Raw genomic sequence first — 19,371 nt, forward strand, 5'->3', positions numbered from 1 at the left:
AGCGGGCTCTGCCCGCGAAGCGCCGCGCGGGCGGCGCTCGATCTCCGCCGCGCCCTAAATCTCCCGGCATGCACCTCCCAGAAACACATCGCCCGGCACCAACTACCCTCAACACACTCCAACCCCCATACCCCCGCAAAAATCCCCCCAAGGATGTCCCCATGCCCTCCCCCCAATCCCCCGGCAAAGCCGCTCGCAAACACTGCCCCCGCTCCAGCCACCGCCACCCCGGCGACATCGACCGCGACCCATTGGCGCTGATCGAAGCCTCCAGCAAAGGCCGCGTCAAATCCCTGGTGGCCTTGCGCTACGGGCGCATGCTGGTCTCGCCCTTTACCTTCTACCGCGGCAGCGCGCTGCTGCAGGCTCACGACCTGGCGGGCACGCCGGACATGGGCCTCAACGTGCCGCTGTGCGGTGACGCGCACTTGATGAACTTCGGCGGTTTCGCCACCCCCGAACGCAACCTGGTGTTCGGCCTCAACGACTTCGACGAGGCCCACCCCGGCCCCTGGGAATGGGACCTCAAGCGCCTCACCGCCAGCTTCCTGATCGCCGCCCGCTCGCTGCGCCACAACGAAAACGTCGAGGAAGCCTTGTGCCGCGAAGTGGTCAACAGCTACCAGGCGACCATGACCCTGTGCGCCGAGCAAGGCGTGCTCAATACCTGGTACGGCCGCATCAGCCCCCGCGAACTGATGGAGCAACCGCAAAGCAGCCACACCCTGGAATACCTGCGCCAGACCATCGAAAAAGCCCACCGCCGCACCCACGCACGGCTGCTGCCCAAGATCGTCGACGAGAACCACCACGGCCACCTGACCCTGCGCGACGACCTGCCGGAAATCTTCCACCTGCACGGCAAGCACTCGCTGCTGGACCACGATGATGACTGGCTAGCCGCGCATCGCTGGCAGCCGCTTTACAAGGCGCTGATCAGCAAGTACCGCACCACGTTGCAGGGCGATCGCCGTGAATTGTTCTCGCGCTTTGACGTGCACGATCTGGCCTTCAAGGTGGTAGGCGTGGGCAGCGTCGGTACCCGCTGCCTGGTGGCGCTGCTCACCGATGAGTTGCGCAACCCGCTGTTCCTGCAGTTCAAGGAAGCACGGCGTTCGGTGCTGGCCGACTACGTCAAGGCGCGCTCACCGTTCAAGCACCATGGCCAACGCGTGGTGGAAGGCCAGCGCCTGATGCAGCCGGCCAGCGACCTGTTCCTGGGCTGGACCGCCAGCCCCAACGGCCACCACTTCTACCTGCGCCAACTGCGCGACATGAAGGTCTCGGCGGAACTGGAAACCTTCGACGACCAGACCCTGGCCGCCTACGCTCGCCTGTGCGGCCGCGCCCTGGCCCGCGCCCACGCCAAGGCCAGCGGCGAGGCCGCCACCATCAGCGGCTACATCGGCCGCAGCCAGGCCCTGGCCGATGCGCTGTTCGCCTATGCCCAGGCCTATGCAGCACAGAACGAAAAAGACTATGAGCGTTTCCAGCAGGCCTGCCGGGCCGGGCGCCTGCAAGCACGCATCGAAGCCGACTTCACAGCCGACCGGCTGCCCTGATTTTCATCTTGCGCCCGGTTTATCTGTGCTTACATCCAAGGGTTCGTTCATATCACTGCCGGGAGCAACGCTATGCAACTGCGACACTTGGGCAAGACAGGCATCGACATCGCGCCGCTGGTCTTTGGTGGCAACGTGCTGGGCTGGACCGCTGATGAGAAGACCAGCCTGGCCATCCTCGATGCCTTCGTCGACCAGGGCTTCAACGCCATCGACACCGCCGACGTCTATTCGGCCTGGGTGCCGGGCCACCAGGGCGGCGAATCGGAAACGCTGCTGGGCAAGTGGTTCGCCAGCCGGCCCGGGCTGCGCGACAAGGTGGCGCTGTTTACCAAGGTGGGCATGCGCTTGGGCAGTGACGACAAGCAGGGCCTGAAGGCCAAGTGGATTGTGCAGGCGGTGGAAGACTCCCTGCGTCGTCTGCAAACCGATCGCATCGACCTGTATTTCTCGCATCAGTTCGATGCCAACACCCCTGCGCAGGAAACCCTGGGTGCCTACGCCAAGCTGCTGGAAGCCGGGAAGATCCGCGCCATCGGCGCCTCCAATTTCAACGCCGGCCAACTGGCCGCCAGCCTGGAGACAGCCCGCGAGCACAAGCTGCCCAGCTACCAGGTGCTGCAACCGGAGTACAACCTCTACGACCGGGGCAATTACGAAGGGGAACTGCGCGACCTGTGCATCAAGGAGCACATCGGCGTGGTGACCTACTACAGCCTGGCCTCCGGCTTTTTGACCGGCAAATACCGCAGCAAGGACGACCTGGGCAAAAGCGTGCGCGGCGGGCGGATCGACAAGTACCTGGACGCGCGCGGCCTGGCGCTGCTAAAAACCTTGGACCAAGTGGCCGATGCCCACGGGGCGCAACCGGGTGAAGTAGCGCTGGCCTGGCTGATCGCCCGCGAAGGCGTGACCGCGCCGATCGCCAGCGCCACCAGTGTGGCGCAGGTGCAAAGCTTTGGTCGCGCCGCGCAGCTTACCCTGAGCCCGGGTGAGCTGGCCGCGCTGACGGCCCTGTAGCAGCGGCCGCCAGGCCGCGTCACGTACGCCGCGCACTGGCTGATGCACCGTGCCGCTTGTGACGCCGCCTTCGGCAGCTGCTACAGGGGCAGGCCACACACTGTGGGAGCAAAGCTTGCTCGCGAGGCGCCGGTACTGACGCCATCGCGAGCAAGCTTTGCTCCCACAGTGCGTACCTCCACAAGACAGTTGCTGCTACAGGGGCTTAGTGAGAATGCGCGCGGGCGTACTGCAGCGCGTCTTCAACCCCCTGGAGCATCTGGCCGATGGTCCAGGGTTTGCGCAGAAACGCCACTTCGCACTTCACCCCGGACGACTCCGGGGTTTCGTGGCCGGACATGATCAGGATCGGCAACTGCGGCCAGCGATCATGCACCAGGTTCGACAGGTCGGCGCCGTTGAGCGTGCCCGGCATCAGGATGTCGGTCAGCAACAAGCCCACCTCGGGTGCCTTGGTTTCGAGGAACGGCACGGCTGCATCGGCCGTCTCGAATTCGACAGTCTGGTACCCCTCCTCCTTGAGAATTTCGCAGACGAATTCGCGGATGATCACTTCATCCTCTACCACCACGACCAAGGGGTGGGCGAGTTCGTTACGGTCCATCGATACTGAATTCATGACGGTTTTTCCTGATCTGGGCTACAGCGTGCGTCGCTCGTACAACGTAGGAGCGACAAGCCAGACGGAAATTCAATTTTGATTCAACAACGTTACATTTCTGCCTTTGCGCTGTTGGCGCAACAGGGTAACGGCTGCGATCACGGCCACGCTGGCCGCCGCCAGATAGAGCGTGGGGCCACCGCCCGGCAACAGGTCCAGGAAGGCTGACAGGAACTGGCCGCTGAACAGCGCCATGGACAGAAACGCCAGGTGCCGACCGCGCAGCGCCGGTGCGCTTTGCTCCACCGTCATGTGGTTGAGCAGCGGCACCGACCAGCCAAACCCTGCGCCCAGGCACAGGCCGCCCAGCAGGAAGATCGGCAGCGACTGCGCCATGGCGAACAGCCCGTGGGCCACGGCGAAGGCCAGGAAGGCCAGCGCCAGGGTGCCGTGCTCGTCCAGTCGGCCGCTGACGCGGGGCATCAGCGCTGCCGCCACGACCGCCACCAGTGACACGCCGGAGAGGAAATTGCCGGTGGCGGTTTCGCTCAGCCCCCGAGCGTGCAGGCTGATCGGCAGCGCGATGATGGCGGCGAAAAACACCACCATGGCCGCCAACGCCGTGCCGTAGACCACGCGCAATCCTGGGCTGACGCCCGCCTCAGTACGGGCATCTGCAGTTGCCGGCCCCGGATCGCGAATCAGCACAAGCACCAGCGCCAACAGCAGCCAGGCCAGCAGGTACAGCGTGAACGGCGCCTGCCAGGCCTGGCTGGCCAGCCAACCGGCGCAACCCAGAAACAGCACACCGCCCAGTTCAATTGCCATGCCCTGCTTAGCGATCATCGCCAGCCGCGCCGGGCCACTGTAAAACTGCGAGATCAGCCCCGTGCCGCTGGCCATCACCGCCGCCGTGGCCGCGCCCAGCAACAGGCGGTCGGCGAAGATCAGCGGCGCGCCGTGCAGCCACATCCCGCCGGCGCCCAGCAGCCCATAGGCAAACAGGCCAATGCACAGTGTGCGATAAAGCCCCAACCGTTCACTGAGCCGAGCCACCAGCGGGCCAAACAGCACCACCCCCAGAGACGGAACGGTCACCAGCCACGCCGCCGCATGGGGCACCCCCAGCGCTTCGGCGATGGCGGGCAGGCCCGGCACGATCACGCAGCCGACCATGATGGTCAGGCTGGCAACGGCCAGGAGGATGAAGGCGCCGGCTTTCGACAGGCTGGGCATCTTGGCAAATCCATTTGACGGGACAGGGTTGCGATTATCGGAACACCTATCATCAATGTCCACGTGGATCAAGGGCCTCTCGCACGCCCCTGTAGCAGCTGCCGAAGGCTGCGTCATGGACACCGCATAATGGCTGACACACCGCGCCGGCTGCGACGCAGCCTTCGGCAGCTGCTACAGCCACTACGCAAGAGAGTCGAGCCGTTCGACCAGCTCGGTGGGCAACACCACCCGCCCCGCCGCCAGGTTCTGCTGCAAATGCGCCACCGACGACGTTCCCGGTATCAGCAGGATATTGGCCGACCGGTGCAACAGCCACGCCAGCGCCACCTGCATGGGCGTGGCCCCCACCTGCGCCGCTACCTCATCCAGCCCAGCCGACTGCAAGGGCGAAAAGCCGCCCAGCGGGAAGAACGGCACATAGGCAATCCCCTGCCCCGCCAACTGATCGATCAATGCATCATCGCCACGGTGCACCAGGTTGTAATGGTTCTGCACGCACACCACGGGCGCAATCGCCTGGGCCTCGGCCACCTGTGCCGCCGACACGTTGCTGACACCCAGGTGACGAATCAGGCCTTGCTTCTGGAGGTCCGCCAGGGTCGAGAACTGTGCCGCGATGCTGGACTCGTCCGGCTCATGCAGGTTGCCCCAGGCACGCATGTTCACCACCTCCAGCGCATCCACGCCCAGGTGGCGCAGGTTGCTGTGCACCGCCTCGGTCAGTTCCTGGGGGCTGTCGGCGCGCAACCAGGCGCCGTCGTCGCCGCGCCGCGCGCCGACCTTGGTGACCAGCACCAATTCTTGGGGGTACGGCGCCAGCGCTTCACGAATCAGGCGGTTGGTGACGAAAGGGCCGTAGAAGTCGCTGGTGTCGATGTGGTCGACCCCGGCTTCGATGGCGGCGCGCAGCACGGCCAAGGCGCCGTCATGGTCCTTGGGCGGGCCGAACACGCCGGGGCCGGCCAGTTGCATGGCGCCGTAACCCATGCGGTTGACGGCGCGGTGGCCGAGGGTAAAGCGAGTGGCGGCGGTCATGGTGATGCTCCAGAAATCAGGCCAGTGGGTGATTGACTATAGGCATTGACCGACTGTGGGTGAATACAGTGAAATCGGCACGGGCCGTACGGAAATCCGCACAATGAATCATGACCTGCAAGACCTGTTCGCCTTCCACGCCGTGGTCTTGGCCGGCGGCTTTCGCGAGGGCGCGCGTGCCACGGGCAAGTCGGCCTCGAGCCTGAGCGACGCCGTGCGCCGCGCCGAGGCGAGGCTGGGCGTGCGCCTGCTCAACCGCACCACCCGCAGCGTGGCGCCCACCGAGGCTGGGGCACGCTTGCTGGAAAGGCTGGTACCGGCACTGGCTGAAGTGGAAGCGGCGCTGGACGTGGTCAACGGTTTTCGCGAACGGCCCAGCGGCACGCTCAAGCTCAACGTGCCGCTGAGCGCCGCGCGGCTGGTGCTGCCCTCACTGATCACCCCCTTTCTCAACGCCTATCCGGACATCAAGGTGGAGGTGATCGTCGAGGAGAGCTTTGTCGACGTGCTGGCTGCCGGCTGCGATGCGGGCATCCGCTACGACGAACGCCTGGAGCAGGACATGATCGCGGTACCTATCGGCCCTCGACAGCAGCGCTTCGCCACGGCGGCGTCTGCGGCCTATCTGGACGCCCATGGCCGCCCTGACCATCCTCGCGACTTGCTCGACCACGCCTGCCTGCGCGGCCAGTTCAGCAGCGGCGTAATGCCCGCCTGGGAGTTCGAGCGCGGAAATGAAGTGGTGCGCGTCGAGCCCAGCGGGCCGTTGAAAGTGCGTATTGGCGGTGCGGTCGACCTGGCGGTGGACGCCGCCGTGCAGGGGCTGGGCATTATCCACTTGTTCGAAGACTGGTTGCGACCGCTGCTGGACAGCGGCGCGCTGGAACCGGTGCTGGAGCCGTGGTGGCAAACCTTCAATGGCCCGTTTCTGTACTACCCCGGGCGGCGCCATCTGCCGGCGGCGCTCAAAGCGTTTATCGACTTTGTGAGGGCGCAGGGACCTGGCTGAGTCTGTTAAGGTCGAAGTTTTCACCTACTCACTGACTCAAGAGGCTCGATCCATGAGCAAGGCAGCCTACGTACCGCCCAAGGTCTGGAAGAACACCCAATCAGGCGGCCAGTTCGCCAGCATCAACCGTCCCGTCGCCGGTCCCACCCATGACAAGACCCTGCCGGTGGGCGAGCATGGCCTGCAGCTGTATTCGCTGGCCACGCCCAATGGCGTCAAGGTCACCATCCTGCTTGAAGAGCTGCTTGCGCTGGGCCACACCGGCGCCGATTACGACGCCTGGCTGATCCGCATTGGCGATGGCGATCAGTTCTCCAGCGGCTTTGTCGAGGTCAACCCCAACTCCAAGATCCCCGCCTTGCTGGACCGCAGCGTGGAGCCGCCGATTCGCGTGTTCGAGTCCGGTTCGATTCTGGTGTACCTGGCGGAAAAATTCGGCGCGTTCCTGCCCACCGACCCGGCCGGGCGCACCGAAACCCTCAACTGGCTGTTTTGGCAAATGGGCGCTGCGCCCTACCTGGGCGGTGGCTTCGGGCACTTCTTCGCCTATGCGCCGGAAAAGCTGGAATACCCGATCAACCGCTTCACCATGGAAGCCAAGCGTCAACTGGACGTACTGGAACGCCGCCTGGCCGAGACCCCGTACCTGGCGGGCGACACCTACACCATCGCCGACATCGCCGTATGGCCGTGGTACGGCCAGCTGGTGCGCGGCAACCTTTACTCAGCCGCCGAGTTCCTTGCCGTGGACGAATACCCCAACGTACAGCGCTGGGCCCAGACCATCGCCGACCGCCCCGCCGTACAGCGCGGCCAACGCGTGAACCGCACCTGGGGCGACGAAGCCAGCCAAGTGCCCGAGCGCCATCAGGCGGCCGATCTGGACTGACCTGACGCCGCAGCAGTAGGCAATAGCGGCGCATCTGTATGACCGCGTTGCTTTCATCGCGAGCAAGCTTTGCTCCCACAGTGTTGAGTCCTAATTCGGTGTTCGGCTCGAACTTAGGACAGTTATCCCCATTTGTAAGGGTTAACACTGTGGGAGCAAAGCTTGCTCGCGAGAGGCCCTCGCAGCCGCCATCGTTATCCCTATCGGGGGCGCAGGCCTTCCAGAATCAGCCCGCGCACATTCTCCAGCACCTGCTGGAAGAACACCGGGTCCGCCAGGGTTTTGCCCGTCACCGCATTGATCTGACTGGCAAAATCCGCGTAATGCTGAGTCGTCGCCCACAACGAAAAAATCAGGTGATGCGGATCAATCGGCGCCAGTTGCCCGGCATCGATCCACGCCTGAATCACCTGCACCTTGCTGTCCACCAGCTCACGCAACGGCTGCTGCAATTCCTCCATCAGCAACGGCGCGCCCTGCACGATTTCCAGGCAGAACAACCGCGACTCGGCCGGATGGTCGCGTGACAGTTCCAGCTTGATGCGGATGTACTCGCCAATGGCCTGCAACGGCTGCTGCTCCACACTGAAGCCGCGCAAGGGCCGCAGCCACACGTCCAGCAACTGCCGCAGCACGCTGACGTAAAGCTCTTCTTTGCTGCTGAAGTAGTACAGCAAGTTGGTCTTGGACACGTCGGCCATGCTCGCCACCTGGTCCAGGCTGGTGCCATGCACGCCGAAGCGCGAGAACAGTTGCAGCGCCGCATCGAGGATCAGCGCGCGCTTGCTCTCCATCAACCGGTGACGCCGCTTGAGGGTCGAGGCGCTGGGCGTACGCGCCGCTTTCGGGGTTTCAGGGTTCACCGGGGCAACCTGCAAAGGCACAAAGACCTGTGCACTGTAACCCGCCCCCGCGCCATGGCAAGCCCGCCCCAACCCCGTGCACCGCGCACAGACCTGGTGCTCCGTTCCAGACCATCTGGTCCACCGTAAAACTCAACCCTTTGTTTAATAAACATAAACCATTCATGGCCTGCTTCATGCAACAACCTCGATGAAACGCTGCTCCGGACCCGCCCTTTTTTGCAGAGAGGCTCACACCATGGACGTAGGCATCTTCATCCCCATCGGCAACAACGGCTGGCTGATCTCCACCACCGCGCCGCAGTACAAGCCCACCTTCGAACTGAACAAGACCATCGTGCAGAAGGCCGAGCACTACGGCTTCGACTTCGCCCTGTCGATGATCAAACTGCGCGGCTTCGGCGGCAAGACCGAGTTCTGGGAACATAACCTGGAGTCCTTCACCCTGATGGCAGGCCTGGCCGCCGTGACCAGCCGCATCCAGCTGTTCGCCACCGCCGCCACCCTGACCCTGCCGCCGGCCATCGTCGCGCGCATGGCCAGCACCATCGACTCGATCTCCGGCGGGCGCTTTGGCGTCAACCTGGTCACCGGCTGGCAAAAGCCCGAATACGAGCAGATGGGCCTATGGCCCGGCGACGAGTTCTTCCACACCCGCTACGAGTACCTGGCCGAATACGCCCAGGTTTTACGCGAGCTGTGGGCCACCGGCAGCAGCGACTTCAAGGGCGAGTACTTCCAGATGGACGACTGCCGCGTCAGCCCCAAACCCCAGGCCGACATGAAGGTGATCTGCGCCGGGCAAAGCGATGCCGGCATGGCGTTTTCCTCGCAGTACGCTGACTACAACTTCTGCTTCGGCAAAGGCGTCAACACCCCCACCGCTTTCGCCCCCACCGCCGAACGCCTGATCCAGGCCAACGCCACCACCGGCCGCGACGTGACCTCGTGCGTGCTGTTCATGATCATCGCCGCCGACACCGACGAAGCCGCGCGCGCGCGTTGGGAGCTGTACAAGGCCGGAGCCGACGAGGAAGCCATCGCCTGGCTGGCCGAGAAAGGCGCCGCCGACAAGAGCCCCGGCTCGAACATGCGGCAGATGGCCGACCCAACGTCGGCGGTGAACATCAACATGGGCACCCTGGTGGGCTCCTGGGCCAGCGTGGCGCGCATGCTCGACGAAGTGGCCACCGTGCCCGGCGCCCAGGGCGTGATGTTGACCTTCGATGACTTTGTGCAGGGCGTGGAAGATTTCGGCGAGAAGATCCAGCCACTGATGACCAGCCGCCAACACATCAACCTGCTCAAGGAAAGCGCCTGATGAACGCCCCCGCGCCGCTCAGCGGCTATGCCCTGCCCGTGGACACCTTGCCCGCCCGCACCCTGCCCGCGCGCCCCGAGGCCCTGAACCTGAAGGCCAGCGAAACCGCCCTGGTCGTGGTCGACATGCAGAACGCCTACGCCAGCCTTGGCGGCTACCTGGACCTGGCCGGCTTTGACGTGAGCAGCACCGGCCCGGTCATCGCCAACATTCAGAAGGCCCTGGCCACCGCTCGCGCCGCCGGCATGCCCGTGGTGTTTTTCCAGAACGGCTGGGACGCCGACTACGTGGAAGCCGGCGGCCCCGGCTCGCCCAACTGGCACAAATCCAACGCGCTGAAAACCATGCGCCAGCGCCCCGAACTGCAAGGCACGCTGCTGGCCAAGGGCGGCTGGGACTACGACCTGGTGGACGAACTCAAGCCCCAGCCCGGCGACATCCTGGTGCCCAAGACCCGCTACAGCGGCTTCTTCAACACCAACTTCGACAGCCTGATGCGCAGCCGCGGCATCCGCAACCTGGTGTTCACCGGCATCGCCACCAACGTCTGCGTGGAGTCGACCCTGCGCGACGGTTTCTTCCTGGAGTACTTCGGCGTGGTGCTGGCCGACGCCACCCACCAGGCCGGGCCTGCGTTTGCCCAGCAGGCGGCGCTGTTCAATATCGAGACGTTCTTTGGCTGGGTGTCCAGCGTCGAGGACTTCTGCAGCACCTTCGCCACCGCCTGAGGAGCCCTACCATGAGCAAGAAAGCCATTATCCCCGCAGGCACCGGCGTGCCCATCGCCCCGTTCGTGCCCGGCTCGCTGGCCGACGGCATCCTGTACGTGTCCGGCACCCTGCCCTTCGACAAGGACAACAACGTGGTGCACGTGGGCGATGCCGCCGCCCAGACCCGCCACGTGCTGGACACCATCAAGGGCGTGGTGGAGACCGCCGGGGGCACCCTGGACGACGTCACCTTCAACATGATCATGCTGCGCGACTGGGCCGACTACGCGGCCATCAACGCGGTGTACGCCGAATACTTCGCCGGGGAAAAACCGGCACGTTATTGCATCCAGTGCGGCCTGGTAAAACCCGACGCCCTGATCGAGATCGCCAGCATTGCCCATGTGGGCTAAGGAGCGCCCATGTACCACGAATGGCTTGGACGTGATGATCCACAGGCACCGACGCTGGTGCTCAGTTCCGGGCTGGGCGGCTCGGCGCGCTTTTGGGGCCCGCAGTTGCCGGTGCTGACCGAGCGCTACCGGGTGCTGGTGTACGACCACAACGGCAGCGGCCGCAGCCCGGCCACCCTGCCCGAGGGCTACAGCATCGCCACCATGGCCGCTGAATTGCTGGCGCTGCTGGACGCGTTGGACGTGCAGCGCTGCCACTTCGTCGGCCACGCCCTGGGCGGCCTGGTGGGGCTGGAGCTGGCCCTGCAACGCCCGACGCTGTTGCGCAGCCAGGTGCTGGTCAACGCCTGGAGCCGCCCCAACCCGCACAGCGCGCGCTGCTTCGCGGTGCGCAAAAACCTGCTGAACGACAGCGGCCCGGCCGCCTACGTGCAGGCCCAGGCGCTGTTTCTGTACCCCGCCGACTGGATCGCCGCCAACAGCGCGCAACTGGCCGAGGACGACGCCCACGCGCTGGCGCATTTCCCGGAGCCGGCCAACCTGCTCAAGCGCATCGCCGCCTTGCAGGCGTTCAACGTCGACGCCTACCTGGCGGGCATCACCACCCCCACCCTGGTGATCGCCAACCGTGACGACATGCTGGTACCGTGGCAGCAATCGCAACATTTGGCCGCTACCCTGCCCCGTGGCCGCCTGTACCTGCTGGACTATGGCGGCCATGCGTCCAGCGTCAGCGACAGCGCCACGTTCAACCGCGTGTTGCTGCAGCACCTGGCCGACCACCCTGATTAATCGAAAAGGACCCTTCATGCGCAACCCCCTTCTGCCCCTGGCCACCCTGGCCCTGGGGGCACTGCTGAGCAGCGGCGCCCAGGCCGCGCCGCTGCAACCCAAGGTGATGCTGATCACCATGTTCGGCCCCGAGGCCCAGGCCTGGATCGAGCGCCTGCACCTGGACCAGAAAACCGCCGTGCCGGGCCTGTCGGCCGAGTACCCCGAGGTGCGCTGCAACGCCCAACAGGTGTGCCTGATGACCACCGGCATGGGCCAGACCAACGCCGCCGCCTCGACCCTGGCGCTGACCCTGTCGAACCAGTTCGACCTGCGCCACACCTACTTCCTGGTGGCCGGCATCGCCGGCATCAACCCCCACGAAGGCACCCTGGGCACCCCGGCCTGGGCGCACTACCTGGTGGAGTTCGGCACCCAGTGGGAGCTGGATTCACGCGATGCGCCCAAGGACTGGCCTACGGGCTACCTGGGCATCAACACCAAGGGCCCCAACGAAAAACCGCCGCTGGACTACAAGACCGAGGTGTTCGAGCTCAACCCGGCGTTGCAGGCCAAGGCCTATGCGCTGTCGGCGAAAGTGGCGTTGAGCGAGAGCAAGGAATCGGCGGCGTGGCGCCAGCATTATCCGTATGCGCCGGCCAATCAGGCACCTGTGGTAACGCGCTGCGACACCCTGGCCGGCAATACCTGGTATTCGGGGACGCGCCTGAGTGAACGGGCCGAGGTGTGGACCAAGCTGCTCACCGATGGCAAGGGGACCTACTGCACCACGCAGCAGGAGGACAACTCCACCTATGAAGCGCTGCTGCGCGCCAGCCGCATGGGCCGTGTGGATATTCAGCGCCTGGCGGTGGTGCGAGCGGGGTCGGATTTCGATCGGCCGTATCCGGGGTACAGCGAGGTGGACAACCTGCTCAAGTATGCCGATCAGGGCGGGTTTGTGCCGGCGCTGGAGAACCTGTACCGGGCGGGGAATGCGTTGGTGCAGGACATCACCGGGAATTGGGCGCAGTGGCAGCATGGGGTGCCGGGTATCTGAATGTGCTGGGGTGAGGCTGCGGGCCTCATCGCGAGCAAGCTTTGCCACAGTGCAAGGCCCCAAATCGGGTTTGGCCTGGCACCTGTAGGAGCGGGCCGTGCCCGCGAAGCAGGCGCCGCCGTATGTCAGGCAGTTCGCGGTGAGGCCTTCGCGGCCACAGGCCGCTCCTACAGGTTGAACTGAATGTTTGCCCAGAACCATAGAATTTCCCACAGTGTTGAGGCAACCAGAGACGTGGGCCTTGGCACTGTGGGAGATTCAATGGTGCTGGGCAACCTGTAGCAGCGGCCGTCAGGTCGCGTCACAGACGCCGCGCACTGGCTGACCCACCGCGCCGCCTGTGACGCAGCCTTCGGCAGCTGCTACAGGGGCGAGGATCAAGCCAACCGCCCCCCCAGCCTCTGCGCCACCCAATCAGCAATCCATGCCCCCGCGTTGGCGGTGTTGTCCAGGCTGCTGTGGTGTATCCCCCCCTCACGCGGTGTGAAGATTTTCAACTCACGGTCTGGGCTACCAGTGAGCTGATCAAACGACTGATGCGCATACTCAAGCGGAATCTGCCGATCCGCCTCGCCATGGGTGACCAGGAACGGCACTTTGATGCGCTCCATCACCCCGTTGAGATGCACCTGCTCGGCAATTGCCATGAACTCGTCCATGTCGCTCGCCCCCCACACCCAGCGCACGTGCTCCCAGTAATGCGGCACCGGCCGCTCGCCCTCTCGGGCCAGGCGGCGCTTCTGCATTTCGCCCCAGTTGTGGTTGGCGCCCCACACCACGCCCAAGGCAAAACGCGGCTCGAAGGCCACCGCCCGCGGGCAGTAGTAACCGCCCAGGGACACGCCCAGCAGGCCAATGCGTTGGGGGTCGATCTCGGCGCGGGTTTGCAGGTAATCCACCACCTTGCTGGCCCAGGCTTCGGTGTTGGGCACGGCTGTCATGCCGTGCAGGCGCAGGGCTTCACCGGTGCCGGGCTGGTCGAGGAACAGGCTGGCAATACCGCGCTTGGCCAACAATTGCGGGAACAGGCCGGCGCGATAGACCATCTCCTTGGTGCTGTCCAAGCCGTTGATGATCACCAGGCACGGCGCCGGGCCATCGACCCCATCGGCCGGCGTGAATACCCCGGCCAGGTGCGCGCCGGCATAGGGAATTTCCATGCGCTGCAACGGCTCGCCCGCCAACCGCGCGCCCTCGGCAAAAGTCCTGAGGAACTTGGCGTACAGCGCCTTGCGCGGCGCATAGCCGTGGGCCTGCATGCGTTCGGCGGTGATGAAATACACGGCGGCGCGGTTGAGTTTGTCGCCCGCGCTCAGCAGGCGGCCGGCGGCCTTGTCTTCCTCGGCCAGGGCCACCAGGTTGTCGCCGCCCGCCTCCCACGAGGCCAGGAACGCCTGGGTGCCTTCGTCATCGCCACGCTTGGCGACTTCGATCAGCGGCCGGCACATGGCTTCGATCTCGCCGATCTTGCCGCCCATCTCGATGGCCGCGGCCACCGCCAGGCTCCACACGTAGTTGCTTTCAAAATACTGGAACATAGACAGCAATCCTTGAGGTTGTTCAGCGGCGCATGGCCGGTTCGGTGCCTTGGTAAAACGTCACGTCCCACGGGATCTCGTCCTGCATGAACGCCGGGGGGTTGCCCATCCACTGCGCCGTGCCGAAACGGAATTCCCACTCGCGCGGTACCCAGTTGTCGTCCAGGTAATCGGTGTCGGCGCCGTACTCGGCCTCGCCGCCGGTGGGCGAGTTGAAGTAGCAGAAAATCGCCGAGGCGATGCGGTGCCGGCCGGTGCCGAGGAAACCGTGCTGCCAGCCGCGACGGGTCATGTAGTTGGAGCCCACCATCACCTCGTCGAAGTCTTCGACGCCGAAGCAGGTGTGGTGGAAGCGCGGCACGCCACCGGCGCCCGGCGCCTGGTTGTTGAGCAGGAAAGTGTTGTGGTGCTCGTTGGCCCCGTCAGCGCGCAGGTAGGTGCCCACGCCCTTCTGGTGGTCGGAGAGGCGGAAATTCAGGCGGTCGCGAAAGAAGGCGAAGCTGGCCCAGTAATCATCCACGGCAAACACCACGTGGTTGATGGTCTTGGGCCGCGCACGGGTGCGCCATTTGCGGTGCTGGTTGAGGCGATTGACGTTGCCGGCGGCATTGATCGGGTCCGGTGCGTAGGTGACCTTCTTGCGGCTGAATACGCGCAGGCCTAGGGCCTGGCCGCAGTCGCTGAGAAAGTGCCAGGCGCCGTCGTCACCCAGCCGCACCTCGCGGTCGCGGGCCAGGTCGTCGACCAGGCGGCGCAGGTTGTCGGCATTGTCCACGCCCCAGATGGTTTCCTTGACGCCGTAGCCTTCGTAGCGCGACGCAGGGATGGAGGGATGCTCCAAGGCGCGGACGATGATGGTCGAACCTTCGTCGAGGCGGTAAAGAGTTTCGTGGTCAGTGGCGCTCAGGCGCACCAGGCCGAAATCGTCGAAGAACTGCGAGGCGCGGGCCACATCCTCGACGCCGTACAGCAGGGTGTCGATACCGATGATTGCCATGTCAGGCCTCCTGGAAGGGTGATGTGCGATGCATTGTTGTTGTCCTTGTAGAACGCGGTTGCCGGGCCAGCGTACGAAGTGCGGCGCGCGGGCACCAATCGTTTGTGGGCATGGGATACATCCATGGGATGGATGGCTGAACACACTCCCAACCACACCACAGATGTAGCCGCTGCCGCAGGCTGCGCTGGCCCTGCACTGCACTGGATATCTGCAGTGCACATGAGGGCCAGCGCAGCCTGGCGGCAGCGGCTACGGGGTTAGAGCCGGAAGCCGCCGTCGACGTTGAACACTTGGCCGGTCATGTAGGCGCTGGCGTCCGAGGTCAGGAACGCCAACACCCCACACAAATCCTGCGGCTCGCCGTTCATGGCAAATGCTCCGGGTCAAGGGTGGGCGTTGAGGCCCAGCAGTTCGTCGAATTGGATGTGGAACAACAGGCCCGCGGCGTAGCCGTCACGCGGGTTGATGTCGGTGTAGGGGTTGAGCCAGGTGCTGGCGCCCCAGGTGCGCAGGATGAAGGGGCTGACGACGATGCTGTCGGTGAGCACGAAGTTGGCGTCCAGCGACACGCTGTACTCGTTGCGACCAGGGCTGTAGTCGCCGCCACCGGAAGCAGCGTGGGCCTCTTCCAGAAAGCGCTGCTCGCGGGTAGTCAGTTGCGCCCAGTTGACGTTCACCGAGTAGCTATCGAACGGCCGGCTGCGAAATGGCGCCGACAGGATCAGCCCGGCGTTGGCCTGGGTGCCGACGCCGTTGGCGGTGTCCTGGTCGACGGTGTGGGTAAGGCTGGCAAAGGCCGTCAGTGCGGTGGGGTTGAGGCTGTTGCCCTGCCCGCCGTCATGGCGCCAGAAGGTTTTTTTCGCGCCCAGGTAGAAGCCGCTGACGCCCTTGCTGGTGCGTGCGGCGGCGGTGCTGTCCTGCACCTTGGAGGTGCCGTTGACCGTGTAGTACGGATCGGTCTGCTCGCCGTTGTTATGGAAGCCCAGAATCTCGTAGGTCTGCGGGTAGGCTTCCATGCGGTAGTCGGTGCGGTATGCAAGGTTAGCCAGGTACACCGTGCTCAAGGTGCCGCCGCTGTCACCGGTGGTGCGCTCCCAGCCGTTGGTGAACGGGTAGGCATTGTTGCTGCGCCAGGCACCCACCTGGGCGCGCAGGGCCGGGGTCAGGTCGTAGCCGATACGCGCGCCCCAGTTGGCGTAGGGCGGCGGGTTGATGCCGGCGGTGTCCTGCAAAATGGCGTTGACGCAGCCCAGCGGCACGTTGCACAGCGGCAGCGCGAAGTAGTTGCCGGCGTTGCTCTTGCCCACTTCGATGGCCAGCTTGTCGTCCAGCAGTTTCTGCTCGTAGGTGAACAGGGTCAGGTGGCTGACCCGGGGAATGTACGGCCCCGGCTTGCCGGCAATCACGTCGCCCACCTGGCCGCCATAGGTTAGGTTGCTGGTCCAGGGCACGTACAGCTGTTCGAAGTGCACGGTGCCGCCGGGGAGGCCCACCAGTTTGTCGAGGTTGAAGTCGGCGCCCACGGCGAAGATGGTCAGCGCTTCATGGTTGCCGGTGCTCAGGCCCACGCTGGGGTTGCGCAGGTAGATTTCGGTCATGGACAGGTGCGGGCTGATGCCGTGATCGTTCAGCCATTTGCCCTGCTGTTCCAGCAGCTTGCCGCTGGCAGGTGGCACGTTGGGCTCGACGTTGAGCACCCGCGGGCCGATCTTCTGGTTGGGGTATTCGGTGGCCATGGTGTCGGCCACGGGGCCTTTTACAGGTGCAGGCTCATCGGCCAATGCGGGGCCTGCCAGGGTCAAAAACAGGGCACAGCCAAACGCCGCTCGATTGCTCATGTTCGGTCTCTTTTGTTGTTTTTAGGATGAGGCTGTCCGCCCCGGTGCCCACGGGCACCGGGTTGGTCAGGGGTTCAGGGGGTCAGGCGTCTTCCAGGTTGACCGCCGCCAGGTGCAGGTCACGCGGGGCGCGGCGCTTGACCAGGCTTGCGCCCAGGGCCGCCATCACCACCAGCAGGCACAAGCCGCCGGCCCAGCCCACGGTAATGGCCAGGCTGCCGCTGATCTTGCTCACCGCCACTACCAGCAAGGGGCTGAAGAACATGCCCAGGCAGTAGCTGCCGTACCACATGCCGGTGCCCAGGCCGCGGCGCTGCCAGGGCAGTTCGCGCATGTTCCAAATGGCCAGGGTGGGCAGCATCAGCCCGCAACCCAGGCCGTTGACCAAGGCCACGGCCATGATGCCCTGCCAACTGTGCATGGCCGGGATGGCCAGGAAGCTGCTGGCGATCAGGCCAAACGCCAGGGCCAGGCAGTGCGGGGTGCGCAGGCCGAGACGGGCGAGCATGTGCACACTCAGCGTGCCGATGACGATCATCACGCTGCATGCCGAGGCCACCAGGCCGGCGGTCTGCGGCGAGTGCTCGCCGACGTCGCCCAGCAGGTAGGCCATCTGGATCTGCAGAATCATGAACATCACCGCGCCGATGAACGTCACCACGCACACGCCCAGCAGCACCAGCGGCCGGAAGCGCACAGCCGGGCCCTGTTCTTCGTCGGCGGCCATGGCCGAGGCCTTGGGTTCCCACAGCAGCGCCTTGCTGACCAGCGCCAGCAGCAGCGGCACGGCGTACACCACATAAGGCGCGCGCCAGCCGATCTCGCCCAGGGCGCCGCCGATCATGAAAAACAGGATGGCCGAGGACGACGCGAAGGTGGTTTGCAGGGCCAGGTACTTCTGCCGTTGCGCGCCGCTGTAATAGTCACCGATCAGCATGGTGCTGACCGTCACCACCACCGATTCCACGCAGCCCAGGGCCACGCGGCTGAGGATGATGGCGTACAGCGAATCGAGGAACATGGGCAGCAGGCCGAACACCCCGTAGCCGACGATGGACGCCACCAGAATGCGCTTGCGGCCGTAACGGTCGGCGAGGATGCCCACCACCGGGCTGAGCAGCGCCACCAGCAGGCCGGGGATGGTCAGCGCCACCGGGATCAGGAACTCGACATTGGGCACCGCGGCGAAGTGCGCCTGCATTTGCGGCAGGCTGGGCGCCACGACGATGGCTGCCATGGGGGACAGGCAGTTGATCAGCAACAGCAGGTACGTGGCGAGTGTCGCCTTGGACTGGGTGACGCGGGTGGGAGCGTTCATGGCCTCTCCTGATTGTTATTATTGAAAAGCACGCCTGTAGTTGATTGCACCTGTAGCCGCTGCCGCCAGGCTGCGCTGGCCGGGGTGAACACTGAACATCTCCAGTGAGGCTCGAGGCCAGCGCAGCCTACGGCAGCGGCTACAGTGGTGTGTAGCCGCTGCCGCCAGGCTGCGCTGGCCAGGGTGAACACTGAACATCTCCTGTGAGGCTCGGGGCCAGCGCAGCCTTTGGCAGCGGCTACGGGGTGTGTAGTGTTCTTTCGATCAGTTCCTCCATGTTGCCATCATGGCGCAACCCCAACGCCTCCGCTGCCTCGGCGCGCAGCGCCGGATAGCGGCCGAAATTGGCCTCCAGGCCCTCATCCGGCGCATAACTCACCAACGCCCGGCGGTCCTCGCCAAAGCGCTTGCACAACCCATCAATCAACTGCGCCATGCTCAGATGCAGCACCGGCAAGGCAAACACCCGCCGCGCCTGCAACGCCTCGGCCGGCACTTGCGCGGCATGCAGCAAATTGTCCACGCAACGCGCCGCCGACATCCACCACGCCTGCGCACCCGGCGACACCGGGCACACGAACGGCTCGCCGGCCTTGAGCTTCCAGAACACCTGGCTCATGAACGCCGACAGCAGCCCCGACGGGGCCGGCGGCCGGGCGACAATGCCGGGCAAGCGCAGGCTGATCCCCTCGATCCAGCCGCGGCGGCTGAAGTCGTCGACCAGCAGTTCGCCCATCAGCTTCTGGGTGGCGTAGCTCAGTTGCGGGCGCAGCGGCGTGTGGTCATCCACCGTCTCAAGCAACGGCGCGCCATAGACGGCGATGGTGCTGGCGAACACCACCCGCGCAGGCTTGGCCTGCGCCTTCAACCCTTCCAGCAAGGCCAGGGTTGCGTCCAGGTTCACCCGCCGGCCCAGCGCGTAATCGCGCTCGGCCAGGCCGCCGGGCACGCTGGCCAGGTGGAACGCCACGTCCACCGGCGTCTCCAGGGCGTCGGCCAGCAGTCGGGTATCGTCGATGCTGCCCGCCAGCGAGCGCACCCGTGGGTCGTGAATCGGTTTATCGAAGGTCAGGTCGAGCAAAGTCAGCTGCGTCCAGCCCGACAGCGCCGCCGGATCATTCAGCAGCCGTTGCACCAGGGTTGCGCCGACGAAGCCGTTGGCGCCGGTAATCAGTATGTGCATG

General features: G+C 65.1%; 19 protein-coding genes. 9 read left to right on the forward strand and 10 right to left on the reverse strand.

Annotated features, from left to right (window positions below):
• Window positions 1-161 precede the first annotated feature (161 nt).
• Complete coding sequence (locus tag ACZ9GA_RS15480) at window positions 162-1,562, forward strand: DUF2252 domain-containing protein (RefSeq protein ID WP_457361846.1); 1,401 nt, start codon at window positions 162-164, stop codon at window positions 1,560-1,562.
• A gap of 72 nt (window positions 1,563-1,634) precedes the next feature.
• On the forward strand, window positions 1,635-2,582 hold the full coding sequence (locus tag ACZ9GA_RS15485; RefSeq protein WP_457361845.1) for an aldo/keto reductase: 948 nt from the start codon (window positions 1,635-1,637) through the stop codon (window positions 2,580-2,582).
• Between the two features lie 205 nt (window positions 2,583-2,787).
• Here ACZ9GA_RS15485 and ACZ9GA_RS15490 read toward each other — a convergent pair whose 3' ends face one another.
• The 3 genes from ACZ9GA_RS15490 to ACZ9GA_RS15500 all read right to left on the reverse strand — a co-directional run bounded on the left by ACZ9GA_RS15490 (window position 2,788) and on the right by ACZ9GA_RS15500 (window position 5,457).
• Window positions 2,788-3,201 carry a response regulator gene (locus tag ACZ9GA_RS15490; protein ID WP_457361844.1) on the reverse strand — a complete coding sequence of 138 codons (414 nt, stop codon included), beginning with the start codon at window positions 3,199-3,201 and terminating at the stop codon, window positions 2,788-2,790.
• A gap of 72 nt (window positions 3,202-3,273) precedes the next feature.
• Complete coding sequence (locus ACZ9GA_RS15495; protein WP_457361843.1) at window positions 3,274-4,419, reverse strand: MFS transporter; 1,146 nt, start codon at window positions 4,417-4,419, stop codon at window positions 3,274-3,276.
• 183 nt (window positions 4,420-4,602) lie between these two features.
• Entirely contained in the window at window positions 4,603-5,457 is an 855-nt protein-coding gene (locus ACZ9GA_RS15500; RefSeq protein ID WP_457361842.1) for an aldo/keto reductase family oxidoreductase, read from the reverse strand.
• Window positions 5,458-5,560: 103 nt separating this feature from the next.
• Here ACZ9GA_RS15500 and ACZ9GA_RS15505 point away from each other — a divergent pair, with 103 nt between their 5' ends.
• Both ACZ9GA_RS15505 and yghU read left to right on the forward strand, forming a co-directional pair.
• Window positions 5,561-6,466 carry a LysR family transcriptional regulator gene (locus ACZ9GA_RS15505; protein ID WP_457361841.1) on the forward strand — a complete coding sequence of 302 codons (906 nt, stop codon included), beginning with the start codon at window positions 5,561-5,563 and terminating at the stop codon, window positions 6,464-6,466.
• Between the two features lie 52 nt (window positions 6,467-6,518).
• Window positions 6,519-7,355: a glutathione-dependent disulfide-bond oxidoreductase gene (yghU, locus tag ACZ9GA_RS15510; protein WP_457361840.1), complete on the forward strand. Its 837-nt coding sequence runs from the start codon at window positions 6,519-6,521 to the stop codon at window positions 7,353-7,355.
• A 200-nt stretch (window positions 7,356-7,555) separates the two neighbouring features.
• Here yghU and rutR read toward each other — a convergent pair whose 3' ends face one another.
• Complete coding sequence (gene rutR / locus ACZ9GA_RS15515) at window positions 7,556-8,218, reverse strand: HTH-type transcriptional regulator RutR (protein WP_457361839.1); 663 nt, start codon at window positions 8,216-8,218, stop codon at window positions 7,556-7,558.
• Window positions 8,219-8,456: 238 nt separating this feature from the next.
• Between rutR and rutA the strand changes: the two genes are divergently transcribed.
• The 5 genes from rutA to ACZ9GA_RS15540 are packed head-to-tail and all read left to right on the forward strand — an operon-like array spanning window position 8,457 to window position 12,493.
• Window positions 8,457-9,539 carry a pyrimidine utilization protein A gene (gene rutA, locus ACZ9GA_RS15520; RefSeq protein ID WP_027980579.1) on the forward strand — a complete coding sequence of 361 codons (1,083 nt, stop codon included), beginning with the start codon at window positions 8,457-8,459 and terminating at the stop codon, window positions 9,537-9,539.
• Window positions 9,539-10,267: a pyrimidine utilization protein B gene (gene rutB, locus ACZ9GA_RS15525; protein ID WP_457361838.1), complete on the forward strand. Its 729-nt coding sequence runs from the start codon at window positions 9,539-9,541 to the stop codon at window positions 10,265-10,267. The genes rutA and rutB overlap by 1 nt, the downstream gene beginning before the upstream one ends.
• A gap of 11 nt (window positions 10,268-10,278) precedes the next feature.
• Window positions 10,279-10,662 carry a pyrimidine utilization protein C gene (gene rutC, locus ACZ9GA_RS15530; protein WP_027980577.1) on the forward strand — a complete coding sequence of 128 codons (384 nt, stop codon included), beginning with the start codon at window positions 10,279-10,281 and terminating at the stop codon, window positions 10,660-10,662.
• 9 nt (window positions 10,663-10,671) lie between these two features.
• The gene (gene rutD / locus ACZ9GA_RS15535; protein ID WP_457361837.1) at window positions 10,672-11,454 is read left to right on the forward strand and encodes a pyrimidine utilization protein D; all 783 of its coding nucleotides are present in this window, start codon (window positions 10,672-10,674) and stop codon (window positions 11,452-11,454) included.
• A gap of 16 nt (window positions 11,455-11,470) precedes the next feature.
• Entirely contained in the window at window positions 11,471-12,493 is a 1,023-nt protein-coding gene (locus ACZ9GA_RS15540; protein WP_457361836.1) for a purine-nucleoside phosphorylase, read from the forward strand.
• Between the two features lie 377 nt (window positions 12,494-12,870).
• Here ACZ9GA_RS15540 and ACZ9GA_RS15545 read toward each other — a convergent pair whose 3' ends face one another.
• From ACZ9GA_RS15545 to ACZ9GA_RS15570, 6 genes are all read right to left on the reverse strand, one after another.
• Window positions 12,871-14,031: an alpha/beta hydrolase family protein gene (locus ACZ9GA_RS15545; protein WP_457361835.1), complete on the reverse strand. Its 1,161-nt coding sequence runs from the start codon at window positions 14,029-14,031 to the stop codon at window positions 12,871-12,873.
• A gap of 22 nt (window positions 14,032-14,053) precedes the next feature.
• Window positions 14,054-15,028 carry a VOC family protein gene (locus tag ACZ9GA_RS15550; RefSeq protein WP_457361834.1) on the reverse strand — a complete coding sequence of 325 codons (975 nt, stop codon included), beginning with the start codon at window positions 15,026-15,028 and terminating at the stop codon, window positions 14,054-14,056.
• Window positions 15,029-15,288: 260 nt separating this feature from the next.
• Complete coding sequence (locus ACZ9GA_RS15555; protein ID WP_457361833.1) at window positions 15,289-15,399, reverse strand: SDR family oxidoreductase; 111 nt, start codon at window positions 15,397-15,399, stop codon at window positions 15,289-15,291.
• A gap of 15 nt (window positions 15,400-15,414) precedes the next feature.
• The gene (locus tag ACZ9GA_RS15560) at window positions 15,415-16,869 is read right to left on the reverse strand and encodes a carbohydrate porin (RefSeq protein WP_457361832.1); all 1,455 of its coding nucleotides are present in this window, start codon (window positions 16,867-16,869) and stop codon (window positions 15,415-15,417) included.
• Window positions 16,870-16,951: 82 nt separating this feature from the next.
• Window positions 16,952-18,187, reverse strand: a complete 1,236-nt coding sequence (locus tag ACZ9GA_RS15565; protein WP_457361831.1) for an MFS transporter — start codon at window positions 18,185-18,187, stop codon at window positions 16,952-16,954.
• 238 nt (window positions 18,188-18,425) lie between these two features.
• A complete protein-coding gene (locus ACZ9GA_RS15570) occupies window positions 18,426-19,370 on the reverse strand; it encodes an NAD-dependent epimerase/dehydratase family protein (protein ID WP_457361830.1) in 945 nt (314 codons plus the stop codon).
• Window position 19,371 lies beyond the last annotated feature (1 nt).

This window comes from Pseudomonas sp. TE3644 (assembly GCF_056278815.1).

What these genes read in the sequence shown, in the direction of transcription:
- rutA (WP_027980579.1), top strand. Translation starts at nt 8,457, where the DNA reads ATGGACGTAGGCATCTTCATCCCCATCGGCAACAACGGCTGGCTGATC.
- ACZ9GA_RS15505 (WP_457361841.1), top strand. Translation starts at nt 5,561, where the DNA reads ATGAATCATGACCTGCAAGACCTGTTCGCCTTCCACGCCGTGGTCTTG.
- ACZ9GA_RS15500 (WP_457361842.1), bottom strand. Translation starts at nt 5,457, where the DNA reads ATGACCGCCGCCACTCGCTTTACCCTCGGCCACCGCGCCGTCAACCGC.
- ACZ9GA_RS15550 (WP_457361834.1), bottom strand. Translation starts at nt 15,028, where the DNA reads ATGGCAATCATCGGTATCGACACCCTGCTGTACGGCGTCGAGGATGTG.
- ACZ9GA_RS15565 (WP_457361831.1), bottom strand. Translation starts at nt 18,187, where the DNA reads ATGAACGCTCCCACCCGCGTCACCCAGTCCAAGGCGACACTCGCCACG.
- ACZ9GA_RS15490 (WP_457361844.1), bottom strand. Translation starts at nt 3,201, where the DNA reads ATGAATTCAGTATCGATGGACCGTAACGAACTCGCCCACCCCTTGGTC.
- ACZ9GA_RS15495 (WP_457361843.1), bottom strand. Translation starts at nt 4,419, where the DNA reads ATGCCCAGCCTGTCGAAAGCCGGCGCCTTCATCCTCCTGGCCGTTGCC.
- ACZ9GA_RS15545 (WP_457361835.1), bottom strand. Translation starts at nt 14,031, where the DNA reads ATGTTCCAGTATTTTGAAAGCAACTACGTGTGGAGCCTGGCGGTGGCC.
- rutB (WP_457361838.1), top strand. Translation starts at nt 9,539, where the DNA reads ATGAACGCCCCCGCGCCGCTCAGCGGCTATGCCCTGCCCGTGGACACC.
- ACZ9GA_RS15540 (WP_457361836.1), top strand. Translation starts at nt 11,471, where the DNA reads ATGCGCAACCCCCTTCTGCCCCTGGCCACCCTGGCCCTGGGGGCACTG.
- ACZ9GA_RS15555 (WP_457361833.1), bottom strand. Translation starts at nt 15,399, where the DNA reads ATGAACGGCGAGCCGCAGGATTTGTGTGGGGTGTTGGCGTTCCTGACC.
- ACZ9GA_RS15560 (WP_457361832.1), bottom strand. Translation starts at nt 16,869, where the DNA reads ATGAGCAATCGAGCGGCGTTTGGCTGTGCCCTGTTTTTGACCCTGGCA.
- ACZ9GA_RS15485 (WP_457361845.1), top strand. Translation starts at nt 1,635, where the DNA reads ATGCAACTGCGACACTTGGGCAAGACAGGCATCGACATCGCGCCGCTG.
- ACZ9GA_RS15570 (WP_457361830.1), bottom strand. Translation starts at nt 19,370, where the DNA reads ATGCACATACTGATTACCGGCGCCAACGGCTTCGTCGGCGCAACCCTG.
- rutD (WP_457361837.1), top strand. Translation starts at nt 10,672, where the DNA reads ATGTACCACGAATGGCTTGGACGTGATGATCCACAGGCACCGACGCTG.
- yghU (WP_457361840.1), top strand. Translation starts at nt 6,519, where the DNA reads ATGAGCAAGGCAGCCTACGTACCGCCCAAGGTCTGGAAGAACACCCAA.
- rutC (WP_027980577.1), top strand. Translation starts at nt 10,279, where the DNA reads ATGAGCAAGAAAGCCATTATCCCCGCAGGCACCGGCGTGCCCATCGCC.
- ACZ9GA_RS15480 (WP_457361846.1), top strand. Translation starts at nt 162, where the DNA reads ATGCCCTCCCCCCAATCCCCCGGCAAAGCCGCTCGCAAACACTGCCCC.